General features: G+C 47.8%; 17 protein-coding genes. 11 read left to right on the forward strand and 6 right to left on the reverse strand.

Annotation, left to right across the window (positions count from 1 at the left end; all coding sequences use genetic code 11):
- Positions 1-55: 55 nt before the first annotated feature.
- Complete coding sequence (locus LG368_RS11080) at positions 56-706, reverse strand: SPOR domain-containing protein (protein ID WP_226754786.1); 651 nt, start codon at positions 704-706, stop codon at positions 56-58.
- A gap of 62 nt (positions 707-768) precedes the next feature.
- A complete protein-coding gene (locus tag LG368_RS11085; protein WP_226754787.1) occupies positions 769-1200 on the reverse strand; it encodes a YqaA family protein in 432 nt (143 codons plus the stop codon).
- Between the two features lie 174 nt (positions 1201-1374).
- Here LG368_RS11085 and LG368_RS11090 point away from each other — a divergent pair, with 174 nt between their 5' ends.
- The 4 genes from LG368_RS11090 to glgX all read left to right on the forward strand — a co-directional run bounded on the left by LG368_RS11090 (position 1375) and on the right by glgX (position 10577).
- Positions 1375-3003, forward strand: coding sequence for a methyl-accepting chemotaxis protein (locus tag LG368_RS11090; protein WP_226754788.1), 1629 nt, complete (start codon positions 1375-1377; stop codon positions 3001-3003).
- 175 nt (positions 3004-3178) lie between these two features.
- On the forward strand, positions 3179-6322 hold the full coding sequence (locus LG368_RS11095) for a phosphorylase b kinase regulatory subunit alpha/beta (protein WP_226754789.1): 3144 nt from the start codon (positions 3179-3181) through the stop codon (positions 6320-6322).
- A gap of 26 nt (positions 6323-6348) precedes the next feature.
- The gene (glgB, locus tag LG368_RS11100) at positions 6349-8547 is read left to right on the forward strand and encodes a 1,4-alpha-glucan branching protein GlgB (RefSeq protein WP_226754790.1); all 2199 of its coding nucleotides are present in this window, start codon (positions 6349-6351) and stop codon (positions 8545-8547) included.
- Positions 8547-10577 carry a glycogen debranching protein GlgX gene (gene glgX / locus LG368_RS11105; protein WP_226754791.1) on the forward strand — a complete coding sequence of 677 codons (2031 nt, stop codon included), beginning with the start codon at positions 8547-8549 and terminating at the stop codon, positions 10575-10577. The genes glgB and glgX overlap by 1 nt, the downstream gene beginning before the upstream one ends.
- Here the strand turns inward: glgX and LG368_RS11110 are convergent.
- Together LG368_RS11110 and LG368_RS11115 are read right to left on the reverse strand one after the other, a co-directional pair.
- Complete coding sequence (locus LG368_RS11110) at positions 10558-12342, reverse strand: ABC transporter transmembrane domain-containing protein (protein WP_226754792.1); 1785 nt, start codon at positions 12340-12342, stop codon at positions 10558-10560. The two genes, glgX and LG368_RS11110, sit on opposite strands and share 20 nt — an antisense overlap.
- Positions 12343-12422: 80 nt before the next feature.
- Entirely contained in the window at positions 12423-14123 is a 1701-nt protein-coding gene (locus LG368_RS11115) for a methyl-accepting chemotaxis protein (protein ID WP_226754793.1), read from the reverse strand.
- Between the two features lie 77 nt (positions 14124-14200).
- On the opposite strand from LG368_RS11115, the gene LG368_RS11120 reads away from it, so the two are divergent.
- Both LG368_RS11120 and LG368_RS11125 read left to right on the forward strand, forming a co-directional pair.
- The gene (locus LG368_RS11120) at positions 14201-15193 is read left to right on the forward strand and encodes a serine/threonine protein kinase (RefSeq protein ID WP_226754794.1); all 993 of its coding nucleotides are present in this window, start codon (positions 14201-14203) and stop codon (positions 15191-15193) included.
- An 85-nt stretch (positions 15194-15278) separates the two neighbouring features.
- The gene (locus tag LG368_RS11125) at positions 15279-17234 is read left to right on the forward strand and encodes a RecQ family ATP-dependent DNA helicase (protein ID WP_226754795.1); all 1956 of its coding nucleotides are present in this window, start codon (positions 15279-15281) and stop codon (positions 17232-17234) included.
- An 8-nt stretch (positions 17235-17242) separates the two neighbouring features.
- Here the strand turns inward: LG368_RS11125 and LG368_RS11130 are convergent, their stop codons facing one another.
- Complete coding sequence (locus LG368_RS11130; protein WP_226754796.1) at positions 17243-17626, reverse strand: GIY-YIG nuclease family protein; 384 nt, start codon at positions 17624-17626, stop codon at positions 17243-17245.
- A gap of 292 nt (positions 17627-17918) precedes the next feature.
- On the opposite strand from LG368_RS11130, the gene LG368_RS11135 reads away from it, so the two are divergent.
- Genes LG368_RS11135 through LG368_RS11145 form a run of 3 tightly spaced genes read left to right on the forward strand, consistent with a single transcriptional unit; the run spans position 17919 to position 23757 of the window.
- Complete coding sequence (locus LG368_RS11135; RefSeq protein WP_226754797.1) at positions 17919-19298, forward strand: TolC family protein; 1380 nt, start codon at positions 17919-17921, stop codon at positions 19296-19298.
- Positions 19295-20521, forward strand: a complete 1227-nt coding sequence (locus tag LG368_RS11140; protein ID WP_226754798.1) for an efflux RND transporter periplasmic adaptor subunit — start codon at positions 19295-19297, stop codon at positions 20519-20521. Before LG368_RS11135 ends, LG368_RS11140 begins: the two co-directional genes overlap by 4 nt.
- Entirely contained in the window at positions 20518-23757 is a 3240-nt protein-coding gene (locus LG368_RS11145) for an efflux RND transporter permease subunit (protein WP_226754799.1), read from the forward strand. Before LG368_RS11140 ends, LG368_RS11145 begins: the two co-directional genes overlap by 4 nt.
- 162 nt (positions 23758-23919) lie before the next feature.
- Here the strand turns inward: LG368_RS11145 and LG368_RS11150 are convergent, their stop codons facing one another.
- Positions 23920-24378, reverse strand: coding sequence for an MOSC domain-containing protein (locus LG368_RS11150; RefSeq protein ID WP_226754800.1), 459 nt, complete (start codon positions 24376-24378; stop codon positions 23920-23922).
- A 487-nt stretch (positions 24379-24865) separates the two neighbouring features.
- On the opposite strand from LG368_RS11150, the gene LG368_RS11155 reads away from it, so the two are divergent.
- Positions 24866-25126, forward strand: coding sequence for a DUF4212 domain-containing protein (locus LG368_RS11155; RefSeq protein ID WP_226754801.1), 261 nt, complete (start codon positions 24866-24868; stop codon positions 25124-25126).
- Between the two features lie 5 nt (positions 25127-25131).
- A complete protein-coding gene (locus LG368_RS11160) occupies positions 25132-26898 on the forward strand; it encodes a sodium:solute symporter family protein (protein WP_226754802.1) in 1767 nt (588 codons plus the stop codon).
- Positions 26899-26938: the final 40 nt, after the last annotated feature.

A 26938-nucleotide genomic window follows, 5' to 3' on the forward strand; every position in this document is an offset into this window, starting at 1 on the left:
TTGGTTTAAAACATCGTCGTTTGTAACAAGTAACTATAGGAATGTACCACGGACATTACAGATCATCGCCATTGTAATTTGTCACTAAACAATCTTTGCCTTTGTTTTTTAGCATTTGACAGAAATCATTACCGTAAGATTTACTGACAAAAGGACCCACTTTAAGTTGATACATGGTTCGACCGTTCACCTGCTTCTGATTCACTCGTGGCTGCAAGCCATCAAAAGAAGTTGGATAGTCCGATTGCACAATACGCCAGCCACGAGCCGCTTCATCTCGATTAATATAAGAAGCTAACTGAACACCGTATTGCCGCGCTGGCGTGGAGGGTTGCGATGCCTCTTGACCATACTCGGGCGATGGCGTCGCAATCACTGGAGGCGCTTCATAGACAGGAGGCGTGGTAGCCACAGGGGCTTCAGGCGCCGCCATCACGGCAGGTGCCACTGCCAAAGGGGTAACACTGTCGTCTGCAACATCACGTGGCGCACTCAAAGGCTGATTTTGTTTCAGAGCAGCCACTTCCGCTTCTAACTCATCAATACGCTCAAGCTGGGACTGAACCGTTTCCCACTGCTGATCATGGGCGCGTACCTTATCTTGTAAATCCCCGTAGGTCATAAAGGTGTTTTTTTCGTCCGTCAATGAACAAGCTCCCAAAGACAACCCCGCCATCATCACAACTAGGCTTTTTGACACTTTCATTTTGTATTCCCCAAGCATTTCATCAAATTGTATTCATTTCATTTACCGCACCTTAAATAAGATCAGGATGCCAACAACCAATGTTGCCCCCATAAAACTAAGGCATAACGCGCCGCTTTACCAATAAAAATCAACGGCAAAACTTGCCACATTGGGCTTCGCAGCACGCCAGACACCAGAGCAATACCATCTCCTACCACCGGAAGCCAAGTAAATAGCAGGCTCCACACGCCGTAGCGATTAAAATACACCGCTATTTTCTCTCGCATGACGGGGGTGACAGGAAACCACTTCTTGTCCTGATAATGCAGCAAATACCCGCCTAACAACCAATTTGTCATACCACCAAGGGTATTGCCAACGCTCGCCAGACCCCATAGCCAAATAAGTGAAGCGGCCTCGTTGTGGGCGTAATACAACAACAGCCCTTCAGAGCCGAAAGGCAAAATGGTCGCTGACAGAAAGGACACAACAAAAACAAAAAAATAATCCATACAACTAACCAGCAAAACCATGACCTAACGCAAAGATGTTGACTAGGCAGACTGGCAAAAAACACCTATCCTAAAAAATTGTCCAAAAAATCGTAAAATATCGCCCCTCCTCATTTTAACCAATTTGTCGAGACAAGATGTCAGTACCGCCAAATACCATTATACGGAGCAGGTATGCTTAACCGCATCAACAACATAAAAATTCGCTACAAACTATGGGCGATCATTGGTCTCATGTCCATGGGCACAGCCGCCCTTATCTTGGTGTCGTTAAGCTCTCTCTTCTTCAGTCATATTGAGGCACGAAAAGATCGCACTCAAGACATCTTAAACATCGCACAATCGGTTATTGCCCCCATTTACGAACAACAACAATCCGGTGTACTCAGTAAGGCGCAAGCAAAACAACAGGCAATCTCTCTGCTGTCTTCTTTTGATTATGGCAACCGCCAAAGCCTTTGGCTAATAGATCAGCAAAACAGTACGCTACTCAGCGCCCCTGACTCATACTCTGGACAACGCCCTCCTTCGTCTCTTAGCGACGCTTTACATGCAAATAAAACCGCCACAACCTCCTCTTACACCGCCATTACTTTTGAGTACGTGAGCAGCAATCCTCAAGAAGAAGCCAACCCATCTCGTCGCATGATTGCCAGTGTGTCTACGTTTGCACCCTGGCAAGTTACTATTGTCGCTACGGCCTCCATGGATGCGGTCATGCAGTTCTTTTTGAGCGCTTTAGTGGATTACGCAGTGTTGGTCGGTCTATTGACTCTATTCGTGGGGGGAACGGCGCTTTTCATTATTCACCTTGTCACCAGCCGCGTCACTTCCCTTTGCCAAACCATGACCTCAGTAAAAGACTCGGGTGACCTCACTCAGCGGGTTGATTTCAGAGGTCATGATGAAATGGGCGAAATGGCGCAGGCTTTTAACGGCATGATGGACGACTTTCGTACTATTGTAAGCAAGGTTGGCGAAACCAGTGAGCAACTCGATCACATTGTTCATCAGACTAATCAATCCACTCACAAAACCGTGGTGGGTGTTGAAGAACAACTGACCAACGCCACCCAAGCGACCGCTTTAATGCAACAAGTCATGGACTCTGTGGAGAATACGTTATCTGTAGCAGATCAAGCTAACTCTACGACGTTAGGACTGGCGCAATACTCTAAAGACGGTTTGGATATGATGAATCAAGCCAACCAAGAAAGCCATCAGCTCTCCGTTGACGTTGTCCATGCTGAACAACAAATTCAAGCGTTGCGTCACGATGTCAGTCATATCAACGAACGCTTAGGCATCATCAGTGAAGTGGCAGATCAAACGAATCTGCTCGCCCTAAACGCTGCTATAGAAGCCGCAAGAGCCGGTGAGCAAGGCCGTGGCTTTGCCGTCGTGGCCGATGAAGTGAGACAGTTGGCACAACGTTCACAACTGGCTGCCACAGAAATTGGCGGATTAATCGATCAACTGACTCAGCAAACACTCACGACGGTGAATGTCATGGAGTCTGCTCGCCATACCGCTCAACAAGGCGCTGAGCAAACCAAGCAAGCCGGACACGCTTTTTCCGAGATAGCCAGTGGGGTGCAATCGATCTCTCACCTCAACGGCGACATTCGTGGAGCCGCTGAGCATCAATTTACGTCTTCTAAAACCGTTAATAACACGCTGGCAGACATCGCAAGAATTTGCGAAGAAAACAACCACAACTCTACTGACATAAAAACATCGGTGGATAATTTACAGACTTGCGCCAGCCAGTTACGCCAATTAGTGCACTCATTCAGCACTTAACGCACAAGCATCGGGCACAATAAAACCTCTTTTAGAGTGGATAACAAGAAAAGCCATCTTTTCTCCTGAACTGCTTGGAGACCGCACCCCTGTTTGGGTATAGTGACTTGTAACTTCATTTACCGTGCAGTGAAACATCACGGCCCACACAGTAGCGTTTTATAAAGGATCGAACATGGCGTCTGATACCCAAGATAAGCTAGATTCTCTTTATCAACATATCCAAGCGGTGATTTTATCACGCCAACATCCGGTCACAGGGCTTTTCCCAGCCAGCACCAGCATCAATAATCACGGCAACTACACCGATGCTTGGGTACGCGATAACGTCTACAGCATTCAAGCCGTTTGGGCACTTTACCTCGCCTACAAACGCGCCTCTAATCCACAAAAGCGCGCCCATGAACTTGAATTTGCCTGTGTGAAAATGATGCGCGGTTTGCTGTTCGCCATGATGCGTCAGTCTCATAAAGTCGAAAAATTCAAACATAGCCTAGACCCCAAAGACGCGTTACATGCCAAATACGATACGAAGACTGGGCTAGAAGCCGTCGCCGATGATGCCTGGGGGCACTTACAAATTGACGCCACCAGCTTTTATTTACTGATGCTGGCACAAATGACCAAGGCCGGGAGCAAAATCATCTTCTCACGGGAAGAGTTTAATTTTGTGCAAAACCTAATCTACTACATATCACGCACCTACCGAACTCCTGATTATGGAATTTGGGAGCGTGGCAACAAGGTGAATAATGGTAAGGCTGAGATCAACGCCAGTTCCGTTGGCATGGCAAAAGCCGCCATGGAAGCCATGGATGGACTAAACCTATTCGGCAACAACGGGCCAGAATGGGCCGTGGTACATTCCTTTGCTGACGCCGTTGCCCGCGCAGGCTCGGTACTGCAATCCTTGCTGCCCAAAGAATCCCGCTCCAAAGAAGTCGACAGCGCTATCTTGAGCATCATTGGTTTTCCCGCTTTTGCTGTGAACGATGAGCACCTTGCACGCCGTACCCGCAAAGAAATTCTCAGCAAACTGGGCGGCGAATACGGCTGTAAACGCTTTTTACTGGATGGCCATCAATCCGAATTAGAAGACCAAAGCCGTATTTATTACGAGTACAGCGAACTGATTAATTTTGAACACATCGAGTCTGAATGGCCATTATTCTTTACCTACTTATACATTGATCGTCTTTTTGCCCGAGATTGGGAAAGCGCCAACTTTTATCGTCATAAGCTCGAATCTCTGATGGTTGAAAAAGACGGACAAATGCTATTACCCGAGCTGTATTACGTTCCCCAAGAAAACATTCTGGCGGAAAAAGAAAACCCTGGCTCACAAAAACGGCTTCCAAACGACAACCTCCCCCTAGTGTGGGCACAAAGTCTGTTTCTTGTCGGCAAAATGCTGGATGAAGAATTGATCACCACGACGGACCTTGACCCTCTTGGCTTGCATCGTATCCAATATCGCCCAAACAAAGTCACCACCTCTATGGTGATCTTGGCGCAAAACGATAAGGTCAAACAGAAACTCATCCATGCTGGTTGCCTTTGTCAGACGCTCGATGAAATCGCCCCAATAAAAGCCATCAGTGCGGATCAACTCGTCGACACCTACCGTCATCTTGGCGCGTCAGAAACACTGGGGCTGTCGGGTCGTCCCAACCGTGCTCTTAATAGCTTGGCGACGTCACAAGCGTTCAGCATCAATGACGAAAGCTATTTGTGTTTGTCTTGGATTCAAAATGGCGGCAAAGATTATCGAAAAATAGATCCCACCTTGTTTCAAGCGCATATTCGCAATGAACTCAAAATCATTGCAGACCATTGGTATTATCAAGCCAATGCAGTGTTTACCCTACTCATCGACGATGCCATGAGTGAGATGAAAGGGAGCGAGGCGCTGTTTGAATTCATCCGTTTGCTGCAAAAACGCGAGCATGAGGCGTTTCGTGTCATCCCTCAATCGGCGAAGAATGCCTTTAAGTCTGGCAACCGACGTTCGATTGATATCAACACATTCCAACAGCAACCTTTAAGCCACACTTTGCTTTCTCAACATACTCCTTGGCCTTTATCTGATAAGCCTAAGCCTTACGATTCAGCCACACTCAAAACAGACGCCACAGAGGTGTTACTGGCTCGCTTAAGCCAACAACCAGAATTAAATGAAGCGGTAGAATGTTTAATGGAACTGGGCGCCCGTCGCGCTTTAAACCATACCCTGCCAAACTTAGCGGCCAACGCCGAACCATCATCAACCACCACGGTGACCAAGGTGTTGCATAAGGTGTACTTACAAGCCTTGCTCAAAGAAGAATGGCGCTCTGCTCGATTGCTGTATTCGTTGATATTAAAACCGTCGACGGATCTGGCTACCTACATTGCTGACATCACCGTACGTCAACGCCTGTTAGTGATTGGTGAAACGCCTGAAACAGAAACCGATATACGTTCGCCTTTGCATCAAGACGTGATTCTTGACGTACTGCGTCAGGCCTCGTCTTACCCCTTGGCGTTGGTTCTTTGCCATGAACTCATTGCCATTGCAGGCACGCTGATTAAAGTCAATTCAGACTTTTTTGCAGGGGTTCGTACCATACGTATTCATAACTTGGCGGTACTGTGCGCGCGACAACTCGATCCGGACAGCACCGAAAGCGTCTTTGAAACCTTAGCCAAAGTAGCACCGAACACACTGTATGAAATGCTGAAAACAGTCCTGCAACAAAAGCACAGTGAATACGCCCATGTCGCCAGTAACCTGCGCTACCATCACACCACAGAAGCGCAAAGTACCATCAAAGACGTGGATTGGTTTGACTGGCGAGCAGAGCAAGGCATGATCACCAAGTTGCCTGAGTCCATGTTGCTGCAACTCTGGGACAGCTTAAGCCATGGCACTCATATTGTGTTTGGCGATGCACAAAGCAATACGTCACTCGATTGCAAACGCGCCCTTAGCTCAATGACACCGGGGGAAGATACCTTTGCCTTACTGATTGAATCATTAACCTCGGACATTCATCCAAGTTGGTACAAAAGCCTGATTTTTGAAGGCCTGTATGCGTTCATACAATTTTGCCAACAGCATAAACATTGCAAGTTTACCCAAGCCATTAATTTGCCCGTACTGGTCTCTCAAGCCGCACTGGATCATGCCAATCAATACCAAACAGAACATGACAAGGACACACCGGTGGAAGCGGTACTGGATGAATTCGCTCAGATTACACCGAACAAGGTCAATCAATATTTGCGTTGGGCCGTGAGCAAGTTTCACAGTCGTCAGCACCAACACATATCGAGTTAACAAGCTCACGCTTGCTGGAGAAGTGAATGCCCACAATAAAAAATGCTCTCATTAACGATGTTATCCATACACATTGTTCCGACCCTTTTGGCTGCTTAGGACTGCAAGTGTCCGCGGATAAAAAGGGGTTGCAACTCAGCGTTTGGCAGCCTGCTGCTGCATCCATTACTGTCTTGGCCATAGCGTCTGATAAGGTTCTGGCGACCATGACCGCCTCCCCAAATAAGGGACTTTTTACCGCGGAATGGCCAGATTGCCACACCCCTTTTCATTATCGCTTAGCCATCACCTACTCCGATGGCAACACTCACACCTTGGTCGACCCTTATCAGTTTTCAGACGCCACCTTTACGGACCCTGAACACCATCAAGCCAGTCTTTATAAAAGTCAAGGGGCGATTAAAACGGACGCGGTCGTCAATGAAACCTTATCTATTCAAGGGACTCGCTTTGCTGTCTATGCCCCCGCTGCTCGCTCTGTCTCGGTGGTCGGTGACTTTAATGGTTGGGATGGACGAACTCACCCCATGTCGAGCAATGGTGACGGCATTTGGCGTCTGTTTGTGCCTGACGTTCAACACGGCACCCGTTATAAATTTGAAATTCGTGCCCGTTCTGGGGACGTTTTGCCTCATCGTACCGACCCTTATGCTCAACGTATTGAACAATACCCATCGTTTGCCAGCGTGACCTGTTTTGACCATAAACACCAATGGCAAGACAATGACTGGGTAACGCGCCCTATCGTTGACCTGTACGAACACCCTATGAGTATTTACGAGTTACACCTCGGGTCGTGGCGACGTAAAGAAGACAATCAGCCTTTAAGCTACCTTGAACTGATTGATGAGCTGGTGCCCTATGTCAAAGAAATGGGCTACACACACGTCGAACTGCTGCCCATCACAGAATACCCATTTGATGGTTCTTGGGGATATCAACCCGTCGGACTGTACGCCGTGACCTCGCGCTTTGGCACACCGGAAGATTTTAAAGCACTGGTCGATGCACTCCACCGCGCTAACATCGGCGTTATAATGGATTGGGTGCCAGCGCACTTTCCAGCGGACAGTCATGGTCTTGCCAATTTTGATGGCTCCAAACAATACGAATACCCAGACCCTAAAAAAGGCTGGCACCCTGAATGGAATTCGTTAATTTACGATTTTGGCAAAGAGCATGTGGTCAACTATTTGATCAGCAATGCCGTCTACTGGCTCGAAGAGTTTCACATTGATGGCTTGCGTGTCGACGCTGTCGCCTCCATGTTGTATCTGGATTATTCCCGCGAAGATGGCGAATGGATTCCCAATAAAGACGGTGGCAATCACAACTACGAAGCCATCGATTTTCTCCGTCGTCTTAACGAAACCGTATACCTCAACCACCCGCGCTGCTTCACCGTCGCCGAGGAATCCACTGCTTTTCCAGGTGTCTCAAAGCCTACTTACATGAATGGTTTAGGTTTTGGTTTTAAATGGAACATGGGCTGGATGAACGATTCATTGGCTTATATGCAAAAAGACCCCTTGTATCGTCAACACCACCAAGGCGACCTAAGCTTTAGCATGGTTTACGCGTTTGACGAGCAATTTGTACTGCCCATTTCCCACGACGAAGTAGTACACGGTAAAGGCTCAATGATCACCAAAATGCCGGGGGATACTTGGCAAAAATTTGCGAATTTGCGGGCTTTCTCAGCGTATATGTATTTTCATCCCGGGAAAAAACTCAACTTTATGGGCAATGAATTCGCCCAAGGCCAAGAGTGGAGCCATGAACGCTCTCTCGACTGGCACCTGTTAGAAATAGATTTTCATAAAGCGCAACATGCCCTGTCTAAAGACCTTAACCATCTTTACCAAAATGAGGCCAGTCTGCATCTGGATCACGCCCCACAGAGCTTCGAATGGATTAGCCATGATGACAGCGCCAACAGCATTTTAGCCTTTGCTCGCTACAGCAAAAGTCGCGATGCACACAGTCTTGCGGTGATTAACTTTACCCCTATGCCCCACGGGCAATATCGCATTGGCGTGCCGAACGCGGGTCGTTACCAAGTTGTCATGGACACAGACGCCAGCCAATACACTGGCAGTGGTTTTGCGACACAGACAACCTATGAAACACAAGCAATAGGCAGTCACGGTCGTACGCACAGTATTGAGCTGCAGGTGCCGCCACTGGCCGGACTTCTGTTGCGTTGGATAGGAGACGCCATTTAATGGCTATTCAAGAAGACACCATTGCGGTCGGTACTCCCTTTCCACTGGGTGCCACGGTCACCCAACAAGGTGTCAATTTTGCCGTAGTATCAGAGGACGCCAGTCAGTTGTTTCTGTGTTTGTTTGATGACAACGGACACGAACACGCTCGCATTGCTTTTCCTCATAAACACCGAGGCATCTGGCACATGGAAGTGCTTGGTGTCAGCGAAGGGCAACAGTATGGCCTGCGCGCTGATGGGCCGTTTCAACCTCAACATCAGCAGGTTTTTAATGTAAAAAAATTGCTTATCGACCCCTATGCCCGAGCGCTCAGCGAAAAGTTAGTCTGGCACCCAGACCAAGCGGCGGTTACCCAAGACGGTCACGCTAACTTGGTTGACTCTGCCCCCTACGTGCCCAAATCCATCGTGCGAACAATCACCGCGCCCAATCCTCGACCTGAGCGTGCCAAGGTTTCCCCCACCAGTCGCGCCCTATACGAGTTACATATAAAAGGCTTCAGTCAAAATTTGCCTATTGCCCCCGAACTAAAAGGCACCTATCTAGGGGTTATTTCCCCTGCGGGTATTGAGCATTTACAGAATTTGAATATCACCACGATTCAACTGATGCCCTGTTTCAGCTTTATGACTGAACGCCACTTACAAGCCTTAGACTTACACAATTATTGGGGGTACAACCCCATCAGCTTCTTTGCGCCAGAACCTTCCTACGCCATAAACGACGCGATTACAGAGTGTCAGCAAATGATTGATGGCCTGCGTCAGGCGGGCTTTGAAGTCATTTTAGACGTGGTATACAACCACACCGCTGAAAGTGAGCTTGACCAATCCAGCGTTAGCCTTCGCGGCCTCGATAACACGCGCTATTACCGCCATCAAGACGGTCAATATTTAAATTACACGGGATGTGGCAACTGCATCGATACCTACAGCCCCAGCAGTATTCGACTAATTTGTGACAGTATGCGCTATTGGGTCGACATCATGGGAGTGGATGGCTTTCGCTTTGATTTGGGGGTGGATTTGGGGCGCACTGATCACGACTTCACCGCCAAAGCGCCCTTATTGCAGGCGATTCTACAAGACCCCGTATTGAGCAACTGTTGCCTAGTCATGGAGCCTTGGGACATCGGACCAAATGGCTATCAGGTTGGGCAATTCCCCAAAGGTTTTTTAGAATGCAATGACCAGTATCGTGACACTGTGCGTCGCTTTTGGCGTGGTGATGACGGCATGGTGCCGGAGTTTGCAACGCGTTTTATGGGGTCAAGAGACTACTTTCATAAAGGCGAAAAAAGCGCCCTTAATTCGGTGAACTACATCACCTATCACGATGGCTACACATTGCGTGATTTGGTGTCCTACCAACATCGCCATAACCTTGCGAACATGGAAGACAACCGAGACGGTCACGGTGACAACATTAGCCAAAACTTTGGCGTCGAAGGCAAGACTCAAGACCCCAAGATCCAAGCACAACGACTCAATCAACAGCTTTGTTTTATCGCCACTTTATTGCTCAGCCAAGGCACGCCGCATCTTCTCGGTGGAGACGAGTTATCTCACTCCCAACAAGGCAATAACAACGCCTATTGCCAAGACAATGCACTCACTTGGCTGACTTGGGAAACCAACGAGACCCGCCGTACCTTACAAAAAACCATTGCCACACTGATGACCTTACGCAAACGCTACCCTATTCTGGCCGACCTGCACCTGGATGATGATCCTTTATATCAACACACACCAGCTGACCAAATTGAGTGGATTCAGGAGCAAGGAACCCCCATGACAGGACAAAATTGGTCTGAAAAACAGCGCCACTATGTGTCGCTGACGATCGCACCGGCGGATCTTTCAGTGCGTTTTTGGATGGTGTTTTATAATACCGACACCCCTCTCACGGCGGCGCTCCCAAAAGGCCATAAAAACCTTAAGACGCTTTATGCCACACCGGGCATGTCCATCGTAGAAGGCGCACTCCATTGCGCCTACCGAGGCGTCTTTATCGGCCAGCTTGGTTAAATTGCAAATCGGCTAGACGTTTGTACAGGGCACAACGTTCGAGTAATTCGGCGTGTGTGCCTTGATCCACGATCTCCCCCTTATCCATTACCACAATGCGATCCGCGTTTAACACGGTGGCCAAACGATGGGCAATCACCAAGGTCGTTCTGCCTTTCATAAGAGGCTCTAATGCCGCTTGAACGGTATTCTCACTTTCGGCGTCTAATGCACTGGTCGCTTCGTCTAATAAGAGAATCGGAGCGTCTTTTAAAATCGCCCGCGCAATGGCAATACGCTGGCGTTGCCCACCCGATAAACGCACACCATCTTCACCAAGGCGGGTATCATAGCCTTGATCAAGACGCACAATAAATTCATGAGCATTGGCTTGCTCAGCAGCTTGTTGGATCGCCTTCTGGCTGGCCTCTCGATTGGCGTACCCTAGGTTTTCGGCGACACTTTGATCAAATAACACCGTTTCCTGTGGCACTAAAGCAAAACGCTGGCGTAATGCAGACAACGAATACTGACGAATATCTTGATTTGCCAAACGAATATGGCCATGTTGAGGGTTATAGAACCGCAACAACAGCTCAAATAACGTCGATTTGCCCGCACCGGATGGCCCAACTAACGCCACCATTTCCCCTTGCTTAATGGAAAAAGACAGTTGATGCAAAGCGGGACGATCTGGACGTGTTGGGTAACAAAATGTGAGCTGATCAAACTCAATCAGCACCTTACCTTCTTCGCGTTGGGCTTGGTCATCGGTTGTGGTCTCAGAATACGCCAGAGTCCCCCCAACAATGTCACTTTTGGCTTTGAGCAATTCCATAATACGCTCAGCCGCACCCGCCGCCCGTTGCAAATCGCCCATCACCTCAGACACCGCCCCCACAGCACCCGCGACAATCACCGAATAAAACAAGAAACTCGCCAAATCCCCTGGGCTGATTTCTCCTGAAATCACGCTCTTACCACCAAACCACAACATAACACCAATGCCACTCATCGACAGCAGAATCACCATCAGAGTCAACCAAGAGCGTTGCTGAATACGCTTGACACTCACGGTGAACGCCTTGTCTACCGCACCAGAAAAGCGCGTGACATCATGGTCTTCATGACCAAAAGCTTGCACCACCTTGATGTGCCTTAAGGCTTGCGATAAATACTGCCCCACATTGGCGATTTCATCTTGGCTGTTGCGCGACAAACGACGCACACGACGACCAAAAAAAATCACTGGCACTACCACAAGAGGCACGCAGGCCAATAAAATCAGCGTTAATTTAAAGTGCATGACCAGTAAAAATGCAATCCCCCCCACCAGCATCAAGCTATTACGTAGGGCAATAGACAAGGAGGAGCCAATCACACTTTGAAGCAGCGTCGTGTCCGCGGTAATACGTGATTGGATTTCACTGGGCGAATTGTCTTCAAAAAAAGAAGGCGACAAGGTGAGTAAGTGCGCAAAAACCGATTGACGAATGTCAGCAACCACCCGCTCCCCAATCCAAGAAACAAGATAGAATCGGCAAAAACTGCCAATACCCAACACAAACACCAGCCCCATAAACACCAGTAAGGCTTTATTTAAACCCGCCTGTGAACCGGAGGTTAACCCCTCATCAATCAGATATTGCAGGCCCTTACCCACACTTAACATGGTGCCAGCCGTAATCACCAAAGCCACCAGAGCGAATATAATTTGTCGACGATAAGGCCGTAAAAACACCAATAAGGTTTTCAGCCCAACTTTCACGTCCAGAGCATTGTTCATAATGGAATCACTCAATCAGCATTAGATGACTCTACTATACCCTAGTGTTCCAGTCGCAATGGAAAAACCACCGAAAATAACTAATGCGCTTTAGATTCAAAGCCCATACGGAAACCACCCCAGTGCTTGCCATTAACAAAAATGGGGACAGACAGGTCGTGCAATATTTCGCCAGTATCACGTTTGTAGGTTTGTAATAAGAAGCTGTCAGTGTGCGCACCACAGCGCCCCCCTGTGGCATCGTTAAACAAACGTTTGCTGCGGTTGTTCACCAAGTCGGTTTGGTAATCTCCCGTGAGCGGTTGCGCAAACTTTTTATTATGGGTAGGAAAATAACCGTTCACATCCACGGCTCCAGCGAACATCACCTCATGGTGTCGGTCTAAAATGGCCTCCTGAATCGCAGGAAACATACGGTCACTAAAAGTATCGTATTGCGTGTGATATTTCTGTGGGTTGGTGTTGTTAATCGGTTGGTAATCTTTGGAGAACACCGCTTGTTGTGTCAGTTCCCCCTTTTCAATTGCGTTTTCAAATAACGTTGCAACGGCATGAGCGGCGTCTTTTGCCGCTGCCAGCAACTCAGAGAAAAACAATTCATTGTCTACTTTATCCAACTCGCGGAAGACCACTTCTGCGCCGTTGCTCAGCCCTGCCGCTTCAACAGACAGACGATCACTGCGTTTAGAAATATCTTGCAAAGAACCACTGATACGTGAAATTGAACTGTTGATTTGCGTACTGGCCGCACCAAGCTCTTCCCCAGCACTTTCAACTTCGCTAAGCACTGTTGAGGCGTGCTGAACCTCTTTGCTTAAGGAAATAAAACGCTGTGTTTCCCCTAGTAACGTCGTCGATAAGCTGTCGGTTAACTCTTTTAAGGAAGACATTTCATTGTTGGTCAATTGACTGTTTTGACGCACATCGGCCAATAACGTAGAGATCTGCTCGGAAGCCTGCGCACTTTTTCCAGCCAAAGATCGCACTTCATCCGCTACAACGGCAAAGCCGCGACCTTGTTCACCCGCTCGGGCGGCTTCAATGGCGGCATTCAGCGCCAATAAGTTGGTTTGTTCCGAGACAGCCTTGATCACATCAGTAATGCTGTCGATGTCATCCGCACTTTTGGTCAACAGAGCGAGCTGTGCGCTGGCGGCCTGTACTTTTTCGGTTAACTCATGGATCTGATCGGCACTTTGCGACAATGCGGCTTGAGCGGTCTGACTCGATGTCGCCGTTTCCGTCATGGTTTTAGTAAGGTGCCCTAAGTTATTCGACAAAGTGAGACCCGTATCCGATAAAGTCACCACGGCCTGACTGATTTGCTCGCTGTCATCGTGGGTCAGATGAATGTCTTTGCTCAGATTATCAACAAAATGCGAGACCTCCGCCGCGCCCATGGCCATTTTAGACGTTGCTTTCGTCACCGTTTGACTGATATCAGCCATGGCACGATCGCTGGGCACAGAGGCGCTGTCAACACTCAGCATCGGCGCTGGCTTTTTCCACAGAGCAAAACTGGTTCCTATAGCAAACACCGCGCCCAAAGCCGCGTATTCAAGGGGAATGACTTGTTGAATCCCTCCTGTTAAAAGAACCAGTAAAAGGCCTAAAAAACTGCCAAATTGTAAATACACCATGGACACACCCTGTTGATCATTATTATTTTCTCCAGTGTTTAACGCAGGCTGGTTTAGGTCAATGTAAAAAACCTCCCATAAGACTAAAGTCGTACGACGAACAACCCCTCTCTGTCCGTGACGGAGCAGCTTAATCGTCAAGAAAGCACACACAAAGGTGATAAATTGCCTTGAGATTCGGTAACATAACGACTCATACAACGAATAGAAGTGCCTCCATGACAGACCACCCCTACAGTTCACTTACTCCCGATCGTATTTTGGACGCCATTGACGCCTTAGGGTTTGAATGTGACGGCAGATTGACCGCTTTAAATTCATACGAAAATCGTGTTTTTCAGGTTGGTATTGAGGATTCACAGCCACTGATCGCTAAGTTTTATCGGCCTGATCGTTGGTCTGAGGCGCAGATTCTTGAAGAACATCACTTTTGTGCTGAACTCGCCGACGCTGAGTTCCCACTGGTCACACCGATGACACAGCAAAACGGCGACAGCCTTCATCGTGATGGCGCGTTTTATTTTACCCTTTTTCCTCGTTTTGGTGGTCATGCTCCCGAGTTGGACAATCTAGACACCATTGAGTTGTTAGGCCGTTCGTTAGGACGCTTACACATCACCGGACAAAAGCAGCACTTTGAACATCGTCCTAGTATTGATATTCAAAGCTATGGCGAAGACAGTCGCATTTTTTTACTCGATCACCAAATGATTCCCGCTTCATTAAGGGATGCCTACGCGACACTTACACGCGACATTCTTGACAAGGTCAAAGACGCGTTTGCTGCTTGCAATTACACCCCTATTCGGCTGCATGGCGATTGTCACCCAGGGAATATTTTATGGCGAGATGAACGCGCCGTGTTTGTGGACTTTGATGATTGCCGAATGGGGCCGGCCGTTCAAGATCTATGGATGCTGATGAGCGGCGACCGACAAGATCAAACGGTGCAACTTGAGGCCTTGCTAGAGGGCTATGAAATGTTTTGTGACTTCGATGACGCCGAGCTTATGTTAATTGAACCCTTACGCGCACTCAGAATGATGCATTATGCGGCTTGGGTCGCCAGACGTTGGAAGGATCCTGCGTTTCCTAAGGCGTTTTCTTGGTTCAACACGGAGCGTTACTGGGCAGAACACATCTTGGCGCTGCGTGAGCAATACGCCACCTTGCACGAAGCCCCTTTGCGCCGCATCAGTGGTAATATGTGATGTCGATGATGGCCTTAAACGTCATTTATTTCGACATGATTTTTCTCGATACACTCTTTTTCAACACAAGGAAGGACACTATCCAATGACGGATTCAAGAACAGAGTTAACCACCGCACTTCACACACAATTTGGCTTCGACCACTTTCGGAATGGTCAGCAACAAACCATCGAGCACTTGCTCGCCGGCCATTCTTCACTCGCTGTATTCCCAACAGGGTCAGGAAAATCACTGTGTTACCAGTTTACTGCAACACAGTTGCCCAACCTGACCTTGGTGATCTCTCCACTTATTGCCTTAATGCACGATCAATTGGCGTTTCTAAAAGAAAAAGGGATACCCGCCGCGTGTTTAGAATCAAGCCAAACCAAAGAAGAAAGCCAAGCGGTCATGGCAGGGGCACAAAACGGCACGATTAAAATTCTGATGATTTCAGTCGAACGTTTTAAAAATGAACGCTTTCGACGCTTTATTAAACACGTGGCCATTTCGATGCTGGTGGTGGATGAAGCACACTGTATTTCAGAATGGGGACACAATTTTCGCCCAGACTACCTAAAACTGCCAGCTTACCAAACAGAGCTAGGGATTCCTCTCGTACTTTTGCTGACCGCCACCGCGACGCGTCGCGTTCAAAAAGACATGGCGCAAAAATTCGCTATTCACCCTGAACACATAGTGCAAACCGGATTTTATCGTGACAACTTGGACATCGAATTGATTCCAGTGCAGCGCGACGACAAGTTATCCGCTTTAACATCCGTTCTAAATGACACCCAAGGCGCAAGCATTGTCTATGTGACGCAACAAAAAACCGCTGAAGACATCGCTCAAGCCCTTAAAGCCGATGGTTTATCTGCTATGGCTTACCATGCAGGCTTAGGCAGTGAACAACGCAGCCTGATCCAAGCGGATTTTATGGCCAGTAAAACCCGCATCATTGTTGCCACCATTGCATTTGGTATGGGGATTGATAAAGCCGATATTCGGCTGGTGGTGCATTTTGACTTGCCTAAATCGATTGAAAACTACAGCCAAGAAATCGGTCGTGCGGGTCGAGATAACCAACCGAGTCGCTGTGTTTTGCTTGCCAATTTAGAAGGACTCAGCACCCTAGAAAACTTTGTTTACGGTGACACGCCTGAAGCATACGATATTCAGACATTACTCAACACCATCACCGAACAAACCTCAGATTCTGTCTGGGAAACACAGCTGTATGGGCTTTCGAATGCCACCAACATTCGCTCTTTGCCATTGAAAACACTCTTGGTACAACTTGAACTGCTCGGTGCCATCACGTCGCAATACAGTTACTACGCCGATGTGCGTCTTAAATGGGAAGGCGACCGAATGGCTTTTGCGCAACATCTCCCCCAAGAATGGCAAAGCGCTTATCAATCGATCTTAAACGCCATTCGCTACAAGAAAATTTGGGGCACGCCGGATTTTGACCGATTGTTTCATGAGGCTGGATTGGCCCGCGGCGATGTCTTAGCGGTGTTAGAACACGCTGCGGATCAGGGTGTCTTAACCCTTGAAAGCAAAGGCTTAACGGAGGTCTATCGAGTTCAGCCCGACGCTTTTCAAACGGCGATTTTATCCGATCAATTACAACGCTATGTAGAAGAAAAGCAAGCTTCTGAAGTGGCGCGTATCGCCACCATGATTCGTTTTTTTCAGCTTGATCGTTGTTTAAATCATAACTTAGCCCGTTACTTTGGTGATCGAGAGGCACCAGAACAGTGTGGGCATTGCTCTGTTTGCCGAGGAAAAGTCCTAACGTTTGCACCAGTAGAAAATGAGGAAGCCGACTGGCAAGCGCCGATAGCGGACTATGTGGCGGAACTCGCACAACACCTTACACAAAAAAGTCCGAATACTGTCTTGTCGGCGGTACTGGCCACACGCTTTTTAACGGGGTTAACACAACCGATTTTCACCAAAATCAAAGCGCGTCAACTGGCAGGCTTTGGTAAGTATGAAGAAAAGCCGTATTTAGCGGTACTAGAGGCGGTTAAAGACACGCTTAAGGCGTAGTACCGCACTTACGATGATGCCTTTATAGTCGAGTGTTTATTGATGATCTGCAGCTTTTCACCTTTGGAAAGCTGCTTCATTTTATACTCGGCCTTTAAAGCGTCACTCTTCGTGCCCACTTCTTGATGCCACATCAGCTCTAAAGGTCCCTTGCCTCTTAAATATCGCGCGGCTTTTTTGCTGCCACGGCTATGCTCTTTAAAACGCCGTGCAACGTCAGTGGTGATTCCGGTATACAGGGTGTCTAATCGTGTTTTAATCATATAAATATACCAGACCGGCAAAATATCTGCTTTATTCCCATCATTTAGACTCTTTTCACACTCTTTCTGCTCCGTTATGTCCGTCATTTTTACCCTTTGAACCCTTTGCTTGCGTATAGACTCATTCATGGTGGCTATTAACCGATGTACTTACTTTATAATGTCCTTATGAATAGTCATGTTATTATAATCGCTTCTTTGGCACGCTCGACCGTCTTTTCATCCCCTTTTTATCGATTTGGTTTCGAGCGCGATTAAATGTAAAGAAATGAAAATACACTTAATGTCGTACGCTAAGTTGGCTGATACTTTGCAAACTTTTCCTTAGAAGTCGTCCGTTTGCTGAGAGTACTGACACATCGAAGCATGGCCAACACCATTGACGACGTCTATGAATGACCGTCTTATCAGGATAACAGGAATGATCAACCGATCTTATTTACACACTGGCCTTTGTTTGGTTAGCCTCATGCTGGTCGCCTGTAGCAGTACCGAAAAGCGTGAAGACTTTACGAGCCTTGCAACATTAGAACGTGAGGCCATCAGCAACCAAAGAGTCACGCAATGGCAACAGCTAGATGACGCTGCTCCAGTGAACTATCTCAGCGACCTAATACAAGATGAAAAACTGGATGCCTTGATTGAACAAGCTCTTCAAGCCAATCCTAGCTTACAAAAAATGCAGCTCACGTTACAAGCCAGTTTATGGGGCATAAAAAGTCAACGTGGTGACCGTTTGCCCAGTGTTGAAGCAGGGCTATCAAGCTCAAAAAGTGAAGGCAACAGCACTCAATACAGTGCTGATGTAGGCATTCGTTGGGAAGCTGACCTATGGAATAAGCTGGCCTTGTCCGAAGCCTCTTCGACCAAAACACTCGCCAGCGACGAAGCACAATATCAGGCCAGTCGTGACACCTTAGCGGCTAATGTTATGAAGTCTTGGCTCGCCATCACGGCGAACGCTCGCGCCATTGAGATCGAGAAAAAGCGCCTCGCTCTATTACAGTCTAACGAAGCCTTAATCATTAAGCGTTTTCGCAATGGTCTTGGGGATTTAGAGGCTCTAGACGAAGCGAGCACATCAACGGCGCAATCTCAGTCTGATTTAGCAAAATATCAAGAAGACCTCGCCATTGAAAAACGCAATCTGCAACTTTATCTTGGCTCAACCGATCCCTTATTGATCAGTGCCAATGTCGATTACCCAACGGTGGCCTTGCCATTGGCCAGTTTACCAGAGCAAACGCTGCATCGCCGCCCTGATCTCAAAGCCGCGTACCTAAGCATTGAAGCGGCCGACTTAAACACCTCAGTCGCTTACAAAGACATGCTGCCTAGCATCAGTTTAAGCGCAACCCTAAGCGAAACCGCCGAATCCCCTACGAAGGCCTTGTTTGGCTCTCCTATTTGGTCATTGATCGGACAACTGACTCAACCACTTTATCAAGGTGGGAAGTTAGAAGCCGCAGCTGAGATCGCAAAATTAGAAACCGCACAGGCCTACCAAGACTACAAGGACACCTTGCTGACGGCCGTCAATGAAGTCGATAACGCACTCGGCCAAGAAAGTCTTTTATTAGTGCAAAAAAAATACACTCAAGATGCGCTACTCAGTGCACAAAAAAATCTGCTTCAGTACGAACGAAAATACCGTACGGGGTTGGTCGAACTGAATGATTTGATCAATGCACAAACCACCGCCTTTAATCTAGAAGCGGAACTGGACAATATTATTTATCAACACTTATCAAATCGAGTCAACTTAGGACTCGCATTAGGGCTTGGGGTACAGGGTTCATGACACGCAAATTACAATGGCTTTATCTACTGCTGGCACTCATTGCTTTTGTAGGAGTGTACTTTTACATTACCTCAGCGGTGGACGCACAAAACAATAAGGTGCGTAAACCTCGACCAGAAGCGCCCGAACAAGCGTTAGCACTCTCGGTAATCAATGCAGAAATGGGCAGCTATGCGGCAAAAATCACCGCATCAGGGCTGGCAAAGCCACGTTATGCCTTGACACTGACCAACCAAGTCAGCGGCAGAGTGCTGTCTATCTCAGACAAGTTTGAACCGGGTCAATTAATTCCAAAAGGCCATGTCTTAAGCACGTTAGAAAATGCCGACCTGATCCGTGCAGTGGCCAGTGCTAAAAATACCGTCGCCAATGCTGAACTGGCGTTGAAAGAAGAAATACGCCAAGGTGAGCAAGCCCAAGCCGAGTGGCAAGCTTCCGGCTTTACCGAAGCGCCCGACTCTGACCTTGTTTTGCGTGCCCCCCAATTAGCCGCCGCCAAGACGGAACTGGCCTCAGCCAAAGCAGAACTGGCGAATGCCCTTTATGATTTGAACAACACACGCCTTATTGCTCCATTTGATGCCCTTGTGGTCAATAGAACGCTTTCCCCTGGCGCCTACTTAAGTATGGCCAGCGAGGTCGGTACCCTCTACAGCACAGATCGCGTTGAGATTGTCATTGATCTTGCCAACAGCGATTGGTTAAAACTGCCTGATACGCAAACGCTACTGAAAACAAATTGGCCCGTTACCATACAAAGTGTAGACAGCCCTGCACAGTGGCAAGGCCGTATCCTTCATGTTGGTCTTCATATTGATGAAGAGACACGTATGCGTAGCCTTACCGTCGCATTGAATAATCCATTATCTCAAGCGTCCCCTCTGATCCCCGGCTCTTTTGTAGAAATTTCTCTACAAGGCAAGTCACTCGACAAACTATGGCGCTTACCCAATACCGCTCTTAGTAAAAAAAGCGAGATTTGGTATCTCGATGACGACAGCCGTCTCGCCACCTTTGAAACCACCCCACGCTTCGTCGATGAAAAATACGTTTACATTGATGTACCAGAAAACATGCAAGACAAAACCTATCAAGTGCTGATTCAGCCGTACAACAGCTACATCAAGGGCACGCTGGTGAAGCCACTTTCTACATCCAGCGCTACAGGACAAAAAAAAGGCTCAAAAGTCGCTAAAAATACGCCTAAGGATAATGCGCTATGAGCCTTCGTGATTCATCCATGAAAGGGATTATTCCTTGGTTCGCCAACAATCCGGTCGCTGCCAATTTATTGCTTATCTTGATGATTACTCTGGGCATCATCAACGTCGGATCCATTAACAAAGAAGCTTTTCCAAGCCTCTCGCCCAACCGTGTGTCTATTTCTGTTGTCAATGACAGCGGTTCAGCGAAGGAAAACGAGGAAGGCATCGCCATCCCGATTGAACAAGCTTTACAGGGCACGTCTGGAATTAAAAACATCACCACCTCATCGACTGCCAAATCCACCAGCGTCAGCATTGAAATGATCGATGGCTACGACATCGATACCTTGCTTTATGATGTCAAAGACGAGGTAGAACAGATCAACGACTTCCCTGACGATGCGGAGTCTGCCGTGGTGTCAAAATCGGTGCGAGAAGAGCATTCTATTTGGATTCAACTCTATGGAGAAGCTGACCGTCGCACCTTACAAACGCTTACCGACGAGCTGGAATCCGATTTACTCGCACATGAAGACATCAGCGCCACCTCCATCACCGGTTGGCTTGATCCCATGATGAAGATTGAAGTCGATAAGAACAAACTTAAAGCCTATGGCCTCAGCTTAACGGATTTGGCGACGGCCATTAATGCCGAGTCGTCTACCGCAAAAGTCGCCACTTTACGTAACAAAGACCTCTATTTGTCTATCAGTGCTTCTGAACAAGCCTACATAAAGAGCCAGTTTTCTCAAATTCCCATTCAAACCAACAGCAAGGGCGGCAAAATAATACTCAGTGATGTGGCGGTCATTCGTGACACCTTCGACGATGATGACTTTGTACTCTCGCGTTTTAACCGAGAAAACAGTCTCGCCATTCAAGTGCTCACCAAAGGCACCAGTGACATTTCCAACTCAGTCATTGCCGCCAAATCCGTTTTAGCTGAATGGCAGGAAAGCGGCCGCTTACCTCCTAACGTCACGGTGGGCACCTGGTATGACCGCAGTGAGTCCATTAATCAACGCTTGGAGCTCATGGTTGAAAACGCGGCGACTGGGGTGTTTCTGGTATTTGTTCTGCTCGCCGTGTTTCTCAACATTACCGTAGCCTTTTGGGTTGCCATGGGATTACCGTTCATCTTTTTCGGCACCTTATTCTTCATGGGCACAGAAAGCGTTGGACTGACGTTGAACCTCTTCACTACCTTTGGCTTTATCATGGCACTGGGTATCGTAGTTGATGATGCCGTAGTGGTGGGCGAAAGTATTTATACGGTACGATCAAAAGAAGGCGACACACTGGCCAGCACGGTAAAAGGCACCATGGTTGTCGCGGTGCCTACTCTATTTGGGGTCTTTACGACGGTCGCGGCATTTTGGGCGTTATCCAATATAGAGGGGCGATTGGGGCAGCTGTATTCACAGTTTGCCATTGTTGTCGCTATCTGTCTGATACTCTCTATTGTTGAGTCCAAGCTTATTTTGCCTGCCCATTTGGCGCACGTTAGTACACGAAAATCCGTGCGCACCAACCCCATCGCACGAGGATGGGGCGCCATTCAACGGGGCGCAGATCGCGGCCTTAATGGCTTTAGTGAACGTCTTTACCGCCCCACCATTGAAGCAGCGCTCAATTACCGCTACGCCATTTTAGTCTTTTTTATGGCGATCTTTATATTGGTGATGTCGATGCCTTTTACCGGTGCAATTCGAGTAAGCTTTTTCCCACAAATCCCCGGCGATACAGTGCGTGGCAGTGTCACCATGTACAATGACGTCAGCTATGGCCAAACTCATACTGTCTTGTTAGCGCTAGAAGAAGCCGCCTACCAGGCAGACATTGCATTGCGATCAGAAGACCCTACGGATGCCGAACGTCGTCGCCCTGCAAAACCAGACCGTGCAACGGACCAACCGGAAAGACCAAGAAAACCTAGACCAAAAGCCGAGCCGATAGGTGAGGTGGCAATTCAAAATATTCAAGTGACGGCCAATAATGACCAATCTGGTAATATTCGTATTGAACTGGTAACAGACCGTCCTTATACCTCGGCTCAATTCGCCAGTAAATGGCAGCAAATCGCAGGCACACCGGAAGGGGTGAAAAACTTGCGTATTCGCAGTGCGCGAGAAACCGTTGACGCACTAAAAATTGAGTTACGTGGTAACGATACCAGCGTATTAGAAGGGGCGATGGACGCCCTACTGCTGCAACTTGAAACCCTACCCGCTGTGACCGGTATCGAGCTAAACGACACGCCAACCGAGTCAAGGTTAGTACTTAAGGTCAGTGATCAAGGTCGTTTGTTAGGTTTATCCACCCGTGACCTTGCCTCACAAATTTCAAATAATTTCGACGGCGATGATGTTCAAAGCTATCAACGTGACAATAACGAAGTTGAGGTACGTTTAGGTTATCCTGTTGATCAACAGGAATCACCGTCTGCGGTCATGAGCACCAAGATCATTTTAGAAGACGGCACCCGCATTCCTTTGTCTGCTGTGGCAACATTGACTCAGCAAGACGCAGAAACAACCATTGTACGCATCGACGGAAAACGCTCTTTGTACATGTCCTCGGAAGTAGACAAAGACGTCATGTCGTCGACAGAAATCGTCGCCTATCTTGAAAAAGCCGTGGTGCCGAACCTCACTCGACAATTCTCCGGTGTCTCTGTGTATTTCTCAGGAGAAGCCGAGCAACGGGCAGAAACCCAGTCGTCCATGTCGGAAATGTTTTTGATTGCTATGCTAATCATCTACGCATTGTTAGCCATTCCGCTTAAATCCTACATACAGCCTTTCATTATTATGATGGCGATTCCATTTGGCATCATAGGGGCTTTGTTGGGTCACTGGATGAACGATTTAACACTGGGTATCTTCTCGCTCAATGGGATTTTGGCGCTCAGTGGTGTCGTGGTAAACGACAGCTTACTGCTGGTATCGCGCTTTAACGATTTGCGCAAGCGCTCAGAAGGCGTTCGTGAAGCCATCAGCCACGCGTGCCGAAGCCGTTTGCGTGCGGTTTTACTGACCTCTTTTACTACTTTCGCAGGCTTAATCCCCATTCTGTGGGAAACCTCAAGACAAGCACAAATGTTGATACCCGCAGCGGTGTCTTTGGCTTACGGCATCATGTTCGCCACCGTGATCACCTTGATTTTGATTCCGGTGCTATTGATGATCAAAGAAGATATTGAGCAGTTGTTTAAGCGCCTCAAGCAGCCTAAAACCGCTACTCAGGAAGCGTAATAACCTGAGCATCGCCTCCTGATCAGTGGCTAAAAAAGTCTAAGATTAAACGTTTTTTGGCATTCAAGTTCGAGGAGGTTGCTCTTGTGCTGGCTCTTATGACCATCAACAGAAAAACAGTGGCAAAGAGGGAGAAGCCCGCAAAGCGGGTTTGGGTGCGTCTTACTTTTGAATCAAGTTGAATTGCATCCCCACTCGCAATATGCCTGTGCTGAGTACATTGGCACGTAAACCACCGCGGCGCGCCCAAGCTCTGACCACCTGCGACGATGTCAGTGATTCATTAGCAAGGGCTTTGCCGAGAGAGCCACAGGGCTCACATAATTCGACCCCATAAAAGCGCACATCGCCAATTGAAAACTCTTGACCCACCAGCTGGTTAAGACGCACCCCTTGCGTAACAATATTGCGTCGGGTCGCAAAAAGAGGGATACGCTGTCCAAAATTGGCGTTAAACGCAGCAATTTCTTCGCTCTCAACAAAGGTAATATTCGGGCCATCCGTGCCTTTTTTCCCATAATAACGATCACCCACGATGCCTTTGCCCGCATCCGCTTTGACCGCGTCGATCTCAATTTGTGCCTGTTTAGACTTTTTCGATACAAATATGGCTTGAATCACTGTCAGCCTCCTATGACGCTGTTTGCTTCCCCGAATTATGACACAGACTTTAAGCAAAAACTTTCTTTCTAATGGGTTTAAAAATGTCTGTTTAACAGCCAGTTTACGACATAATCGATACGACCTTTGCTTCAAATTCTCTGGCTTTTTTGAAGTAGTTGAGCGGTTTTTTTCTATTCACTAAGGCGCTACGGCTATGAAAATCAGCGGATCAACATTTTTATTTGCAAAAAAACCACAAAAAGACAAATGAACCGTGTTGCTTTTTTGATGTGTTTTATGACGAAAAACTGCCAGAATTCTCTGTTTAACACGCTCATCTGTCACTTTTCTTCCTTTTTTTGTTTCATTACTGCGCGTTTTAAGTAACGCTAATATGCTTAAAATGGCTCAAAACTCTGACTATAAGACTAAAGTCTCACTTCTCATTCCACCGCCGACTGCTAGATTGACCAAGCGTATAAAAATAATTATAAGGAGTTCTACCGTGTCTGATAATAACAATAATGCGGAAAAGTACTGGCAAGCCAACCTCAGGCTGATCTTAGGCAGCTTAGTGGTTTGGGCTTTAGCATCCTACGGTTGCGCTATTCTATTGCGTCCCCTGCTCTCAGGCATTCATGTCGGCGGAACCGATCTCGGTTTCTGGTTCGCTCAGCAAGGTTCCATCCTCGTTTTCATCGTTTTGACTTTTTTCTATGCGTGGAAAATGAACAAATTAGATGAAGAATTTGGCCTTCAGGAGTAACGACTATGGATCAATTTACGATTAACCTTATCTTCGTTGGCAGCTCTTTTGCGCTGTACTTCGGGATTGCTATTTGGGCTCGTGCAGGCTCAACAAAAGAGTTTTATGTGGCAGGTGGTGGCGTTCACCCAGTATTAAACGGGATGGCGACCGCCGCAGACTGGATGTCTGCTGCTTCCTTTATTTCCATGGCAGGACTCATCGCAGCAGGTGGCTACGCTAACTCGACCTTCTTGATGGGTTGGACTGGCGGTTACGTTCTATTGGCGATGTTGCTTGCGCCTTACCTACGTAAGTTTGGTAAGTTCACCGTGCCGGACTTCATTGGCGATCGTTTTTACAGTAAGACAGCTCGATTAGTGGCTGTTGCCTGTCTAATCATTGCGTCTGTTACTTACGTTATCGGTCAAATGACAGGAGCCGGTGTTGCTTTCTCTCGTTTCTTAGAAGTGGATAACGACACAGGCTTGGTCATCGCAGCGATCGTGGTCTTTTTCTATGCCGTACTAGGCGGAATGAAAGGCATTACCTACACGCAGGTTGCTCAATACGTTGTATTAATCATCGCTTATACGATTCCAGCCGTGTTTATCTCCATGCAGTTGACTGACACCCTTATCCCAGCAATCGGTTTGTTCTCAGAACACACTGAATCAGGAATTCCTTTGTTGCAAAAACTGGATGAAGTGGTTCGTGAGCTTGGCTTCCAAGATTACACAGCGGATGTAGATAACAAGTTGAATATGATCTTGTTCACCTTGTCATTGATGATAGGTACGGCTGGCTTGCCGCACGTTATTATTCGCTTCTTCACCGTACCTAAAGTCGCAGATGCACGTTGGTCTGCTGGTTGGGCGCTGGTGTTCATTGCCTTGTTGTACCTAACAGCACCTGCTGTTGCGTCTATGGCACGTTTAAACCTATTAACCACTGTCTATCCTTCTGGCCCAACAGAACAACCTATCGAGTACGCAGAGCGTCCAGATTGGGTGCAAACTTGGGAAACCACAGGATTAATTAAGTTTGAAGATAAAAACGGCGACGGTCGTGTGCAATTCTACAACGACGTACCGGCTTTCCAAGAAGAAGCAACGGCACGTGGCTGGGCGGGTAATGAGTTAGATGTAAACCGAGATATCTTGGTATTGGCTAACCCTGAAATCGCTAACTTGCCGAGTTGGGTCATTGGTTTAATCGCCGCAGGGGGTCTTGCCGCCGCATTGTCTACTGCAGCTGGGCTGTTATTGGCGATCTCATCTGCGATCAGTCATGACTTAATAAAAGGTTCTATCAACCCCAATATTAGTGACAAGGGGGAGCTCAAAGTCGCTAGGATATCCATGTTTGTTGCCATTGTCGTAGCGACCTACTTAGGTATGAATCCACCCGGATTTGCTGCCCAAGTTGTTGCCTTAGCCTTTGGTATCGCGGGCGCCTCTCTCTTCCCAGCTCTGATGATGGGGATCTTCTCAAAACGTGTAAACGGTATTGGTGCCATCACAGGTATGTTGGCGGGTTTGATTTCAACTTTGGTGTATATCTTCTTATTCCTAGGTTGGTTCTTCATTCCAGGCACCGCTTCTTTTGCGAATACGCCTGACAACTGGTTGTTTGGTATTTCTCCACTGTCTTTCGGTGCAGTGGGTGCGGTGATTAACTTCGTGGTTGCTTTCACTGTCTCTTCATTGACAGCACCACCACCAAAAGAAATCCAAGAACTTGTGGAAAGTGTTCGCTACCCTCAAGGTGCAGGCGGTGCGGTTGACCACTAAGAACGGATAGCTTTCCTGCCCTTCCAAAGCCCGACTTATT

The sequence above is a fragment of the Marinomonas algarum genome (assembly GCF_020532605.1).
Classification (GTDB): domain Bacteria; phylum Pseudomonadota; class Gammaproteobacteria; order Pseudomonadales; family Marinomonadaceae; genus Marinomonas; species Marinomonas algarum.

Excerpts from the sequence above, each read along its gene's own strand:
- LG368_RS11080 (WP_226754786.1), bottom strand. The coding sequence starts at position 706 with ATGAAAGTGTCAAAAAGCCTAGTTGTGATGATGGCGGGGTTGTCTTTG.
- LG368_RS11085 (WP_226754787.1), bottom strand. The coding sequence starts at position 1,200 with ATGGATTATTTTTTTGTTTTTGTTGTGTCCTTTCTGTCAGCGACCATT.
- LG368_RS11090 (WP_226754788.1), top strand. The coding sequence starts at position 1,375 with ATGCTTAACCGCATCAACAACATAAAAATTCGCTACAAACTATGGGCG.
- LG368_RS11095 (WP_226754789.1), top strand. The coding sequence starts at position 3,179 with ATGGCGTCTGATACCCAAGATAAGCTAGATTCTCTTTATCAACATATC.
- glgB (WP_226754790.1), top strand. The coding sequence starts at position 6,349 with ATGCCCACAATAAAAAATGCTCTCATTAACGATGTTATCCATACACAT.
- glgX (WP_226754791.1), top strand. The coding sequence starts at position 8,547 with ATGGCTATTCAAGAAGACACCATTGCGGTCGGTACTCCCTTTCCACTG.
- LG368_RS11110 (WP_226754792.1), bottom strand. The coding sequence starts at position 12,342 with ATGAACAATGCTCTGGACGTGAAAGTTGGGCTGAAAACCTTATTGGTG.
- LG368_RS11120 (WP_226754794.1), top strand. The coding sequence starts at position 14,201 with ATGACAGACCACCCCTACAGTTCACTTACTCCCGATCGTATTTTGGAC.
- LG368_RS11125 (WP_226754795.1), top strand. The coding sequence starts at position 15,279 with ATGACGGATTCAAGAACAGAGTTAACCACCGCACTTCACACACAATTT.
- LG368_RS11130 (WP_226754796.1), bottom strand. The coding sequence starts at position 17,626 with ATGAATGAGTCTATACGCAAGCAAAGGGTTCAAAGGGTAAAAATGACG.
- LG368_RS11135 (WP_226754797.1), top strand. The coding sequence starts at position 17,919 with ATGATCAACCGATCTTATTTACACACTGGCCTTTGTTTGGTTAGCCTC.
- LG368_RS11140 (WP_226754798.1), top strand. The coding sequence starts at position 19,295 with ATGACACGCAAATTACAATGGCTTTATCTACTGCTGGCACTCATTGCT.
- LG368_RS11145 (WP_226754799.1), top strand. The coding sequence starts at position 20,518 with ATGAGCCTTCGTGATTCATCCATGAAAGGGATTATTCCTTGGTTCGCC.
- LG368_RS11160 (WP_226754802.1), top strand. The coding sequence starts at position 25,132 with ATGGATCAATTTACGATTAACCTTATCTTCGTTGGCAGCTCTTTTGCG.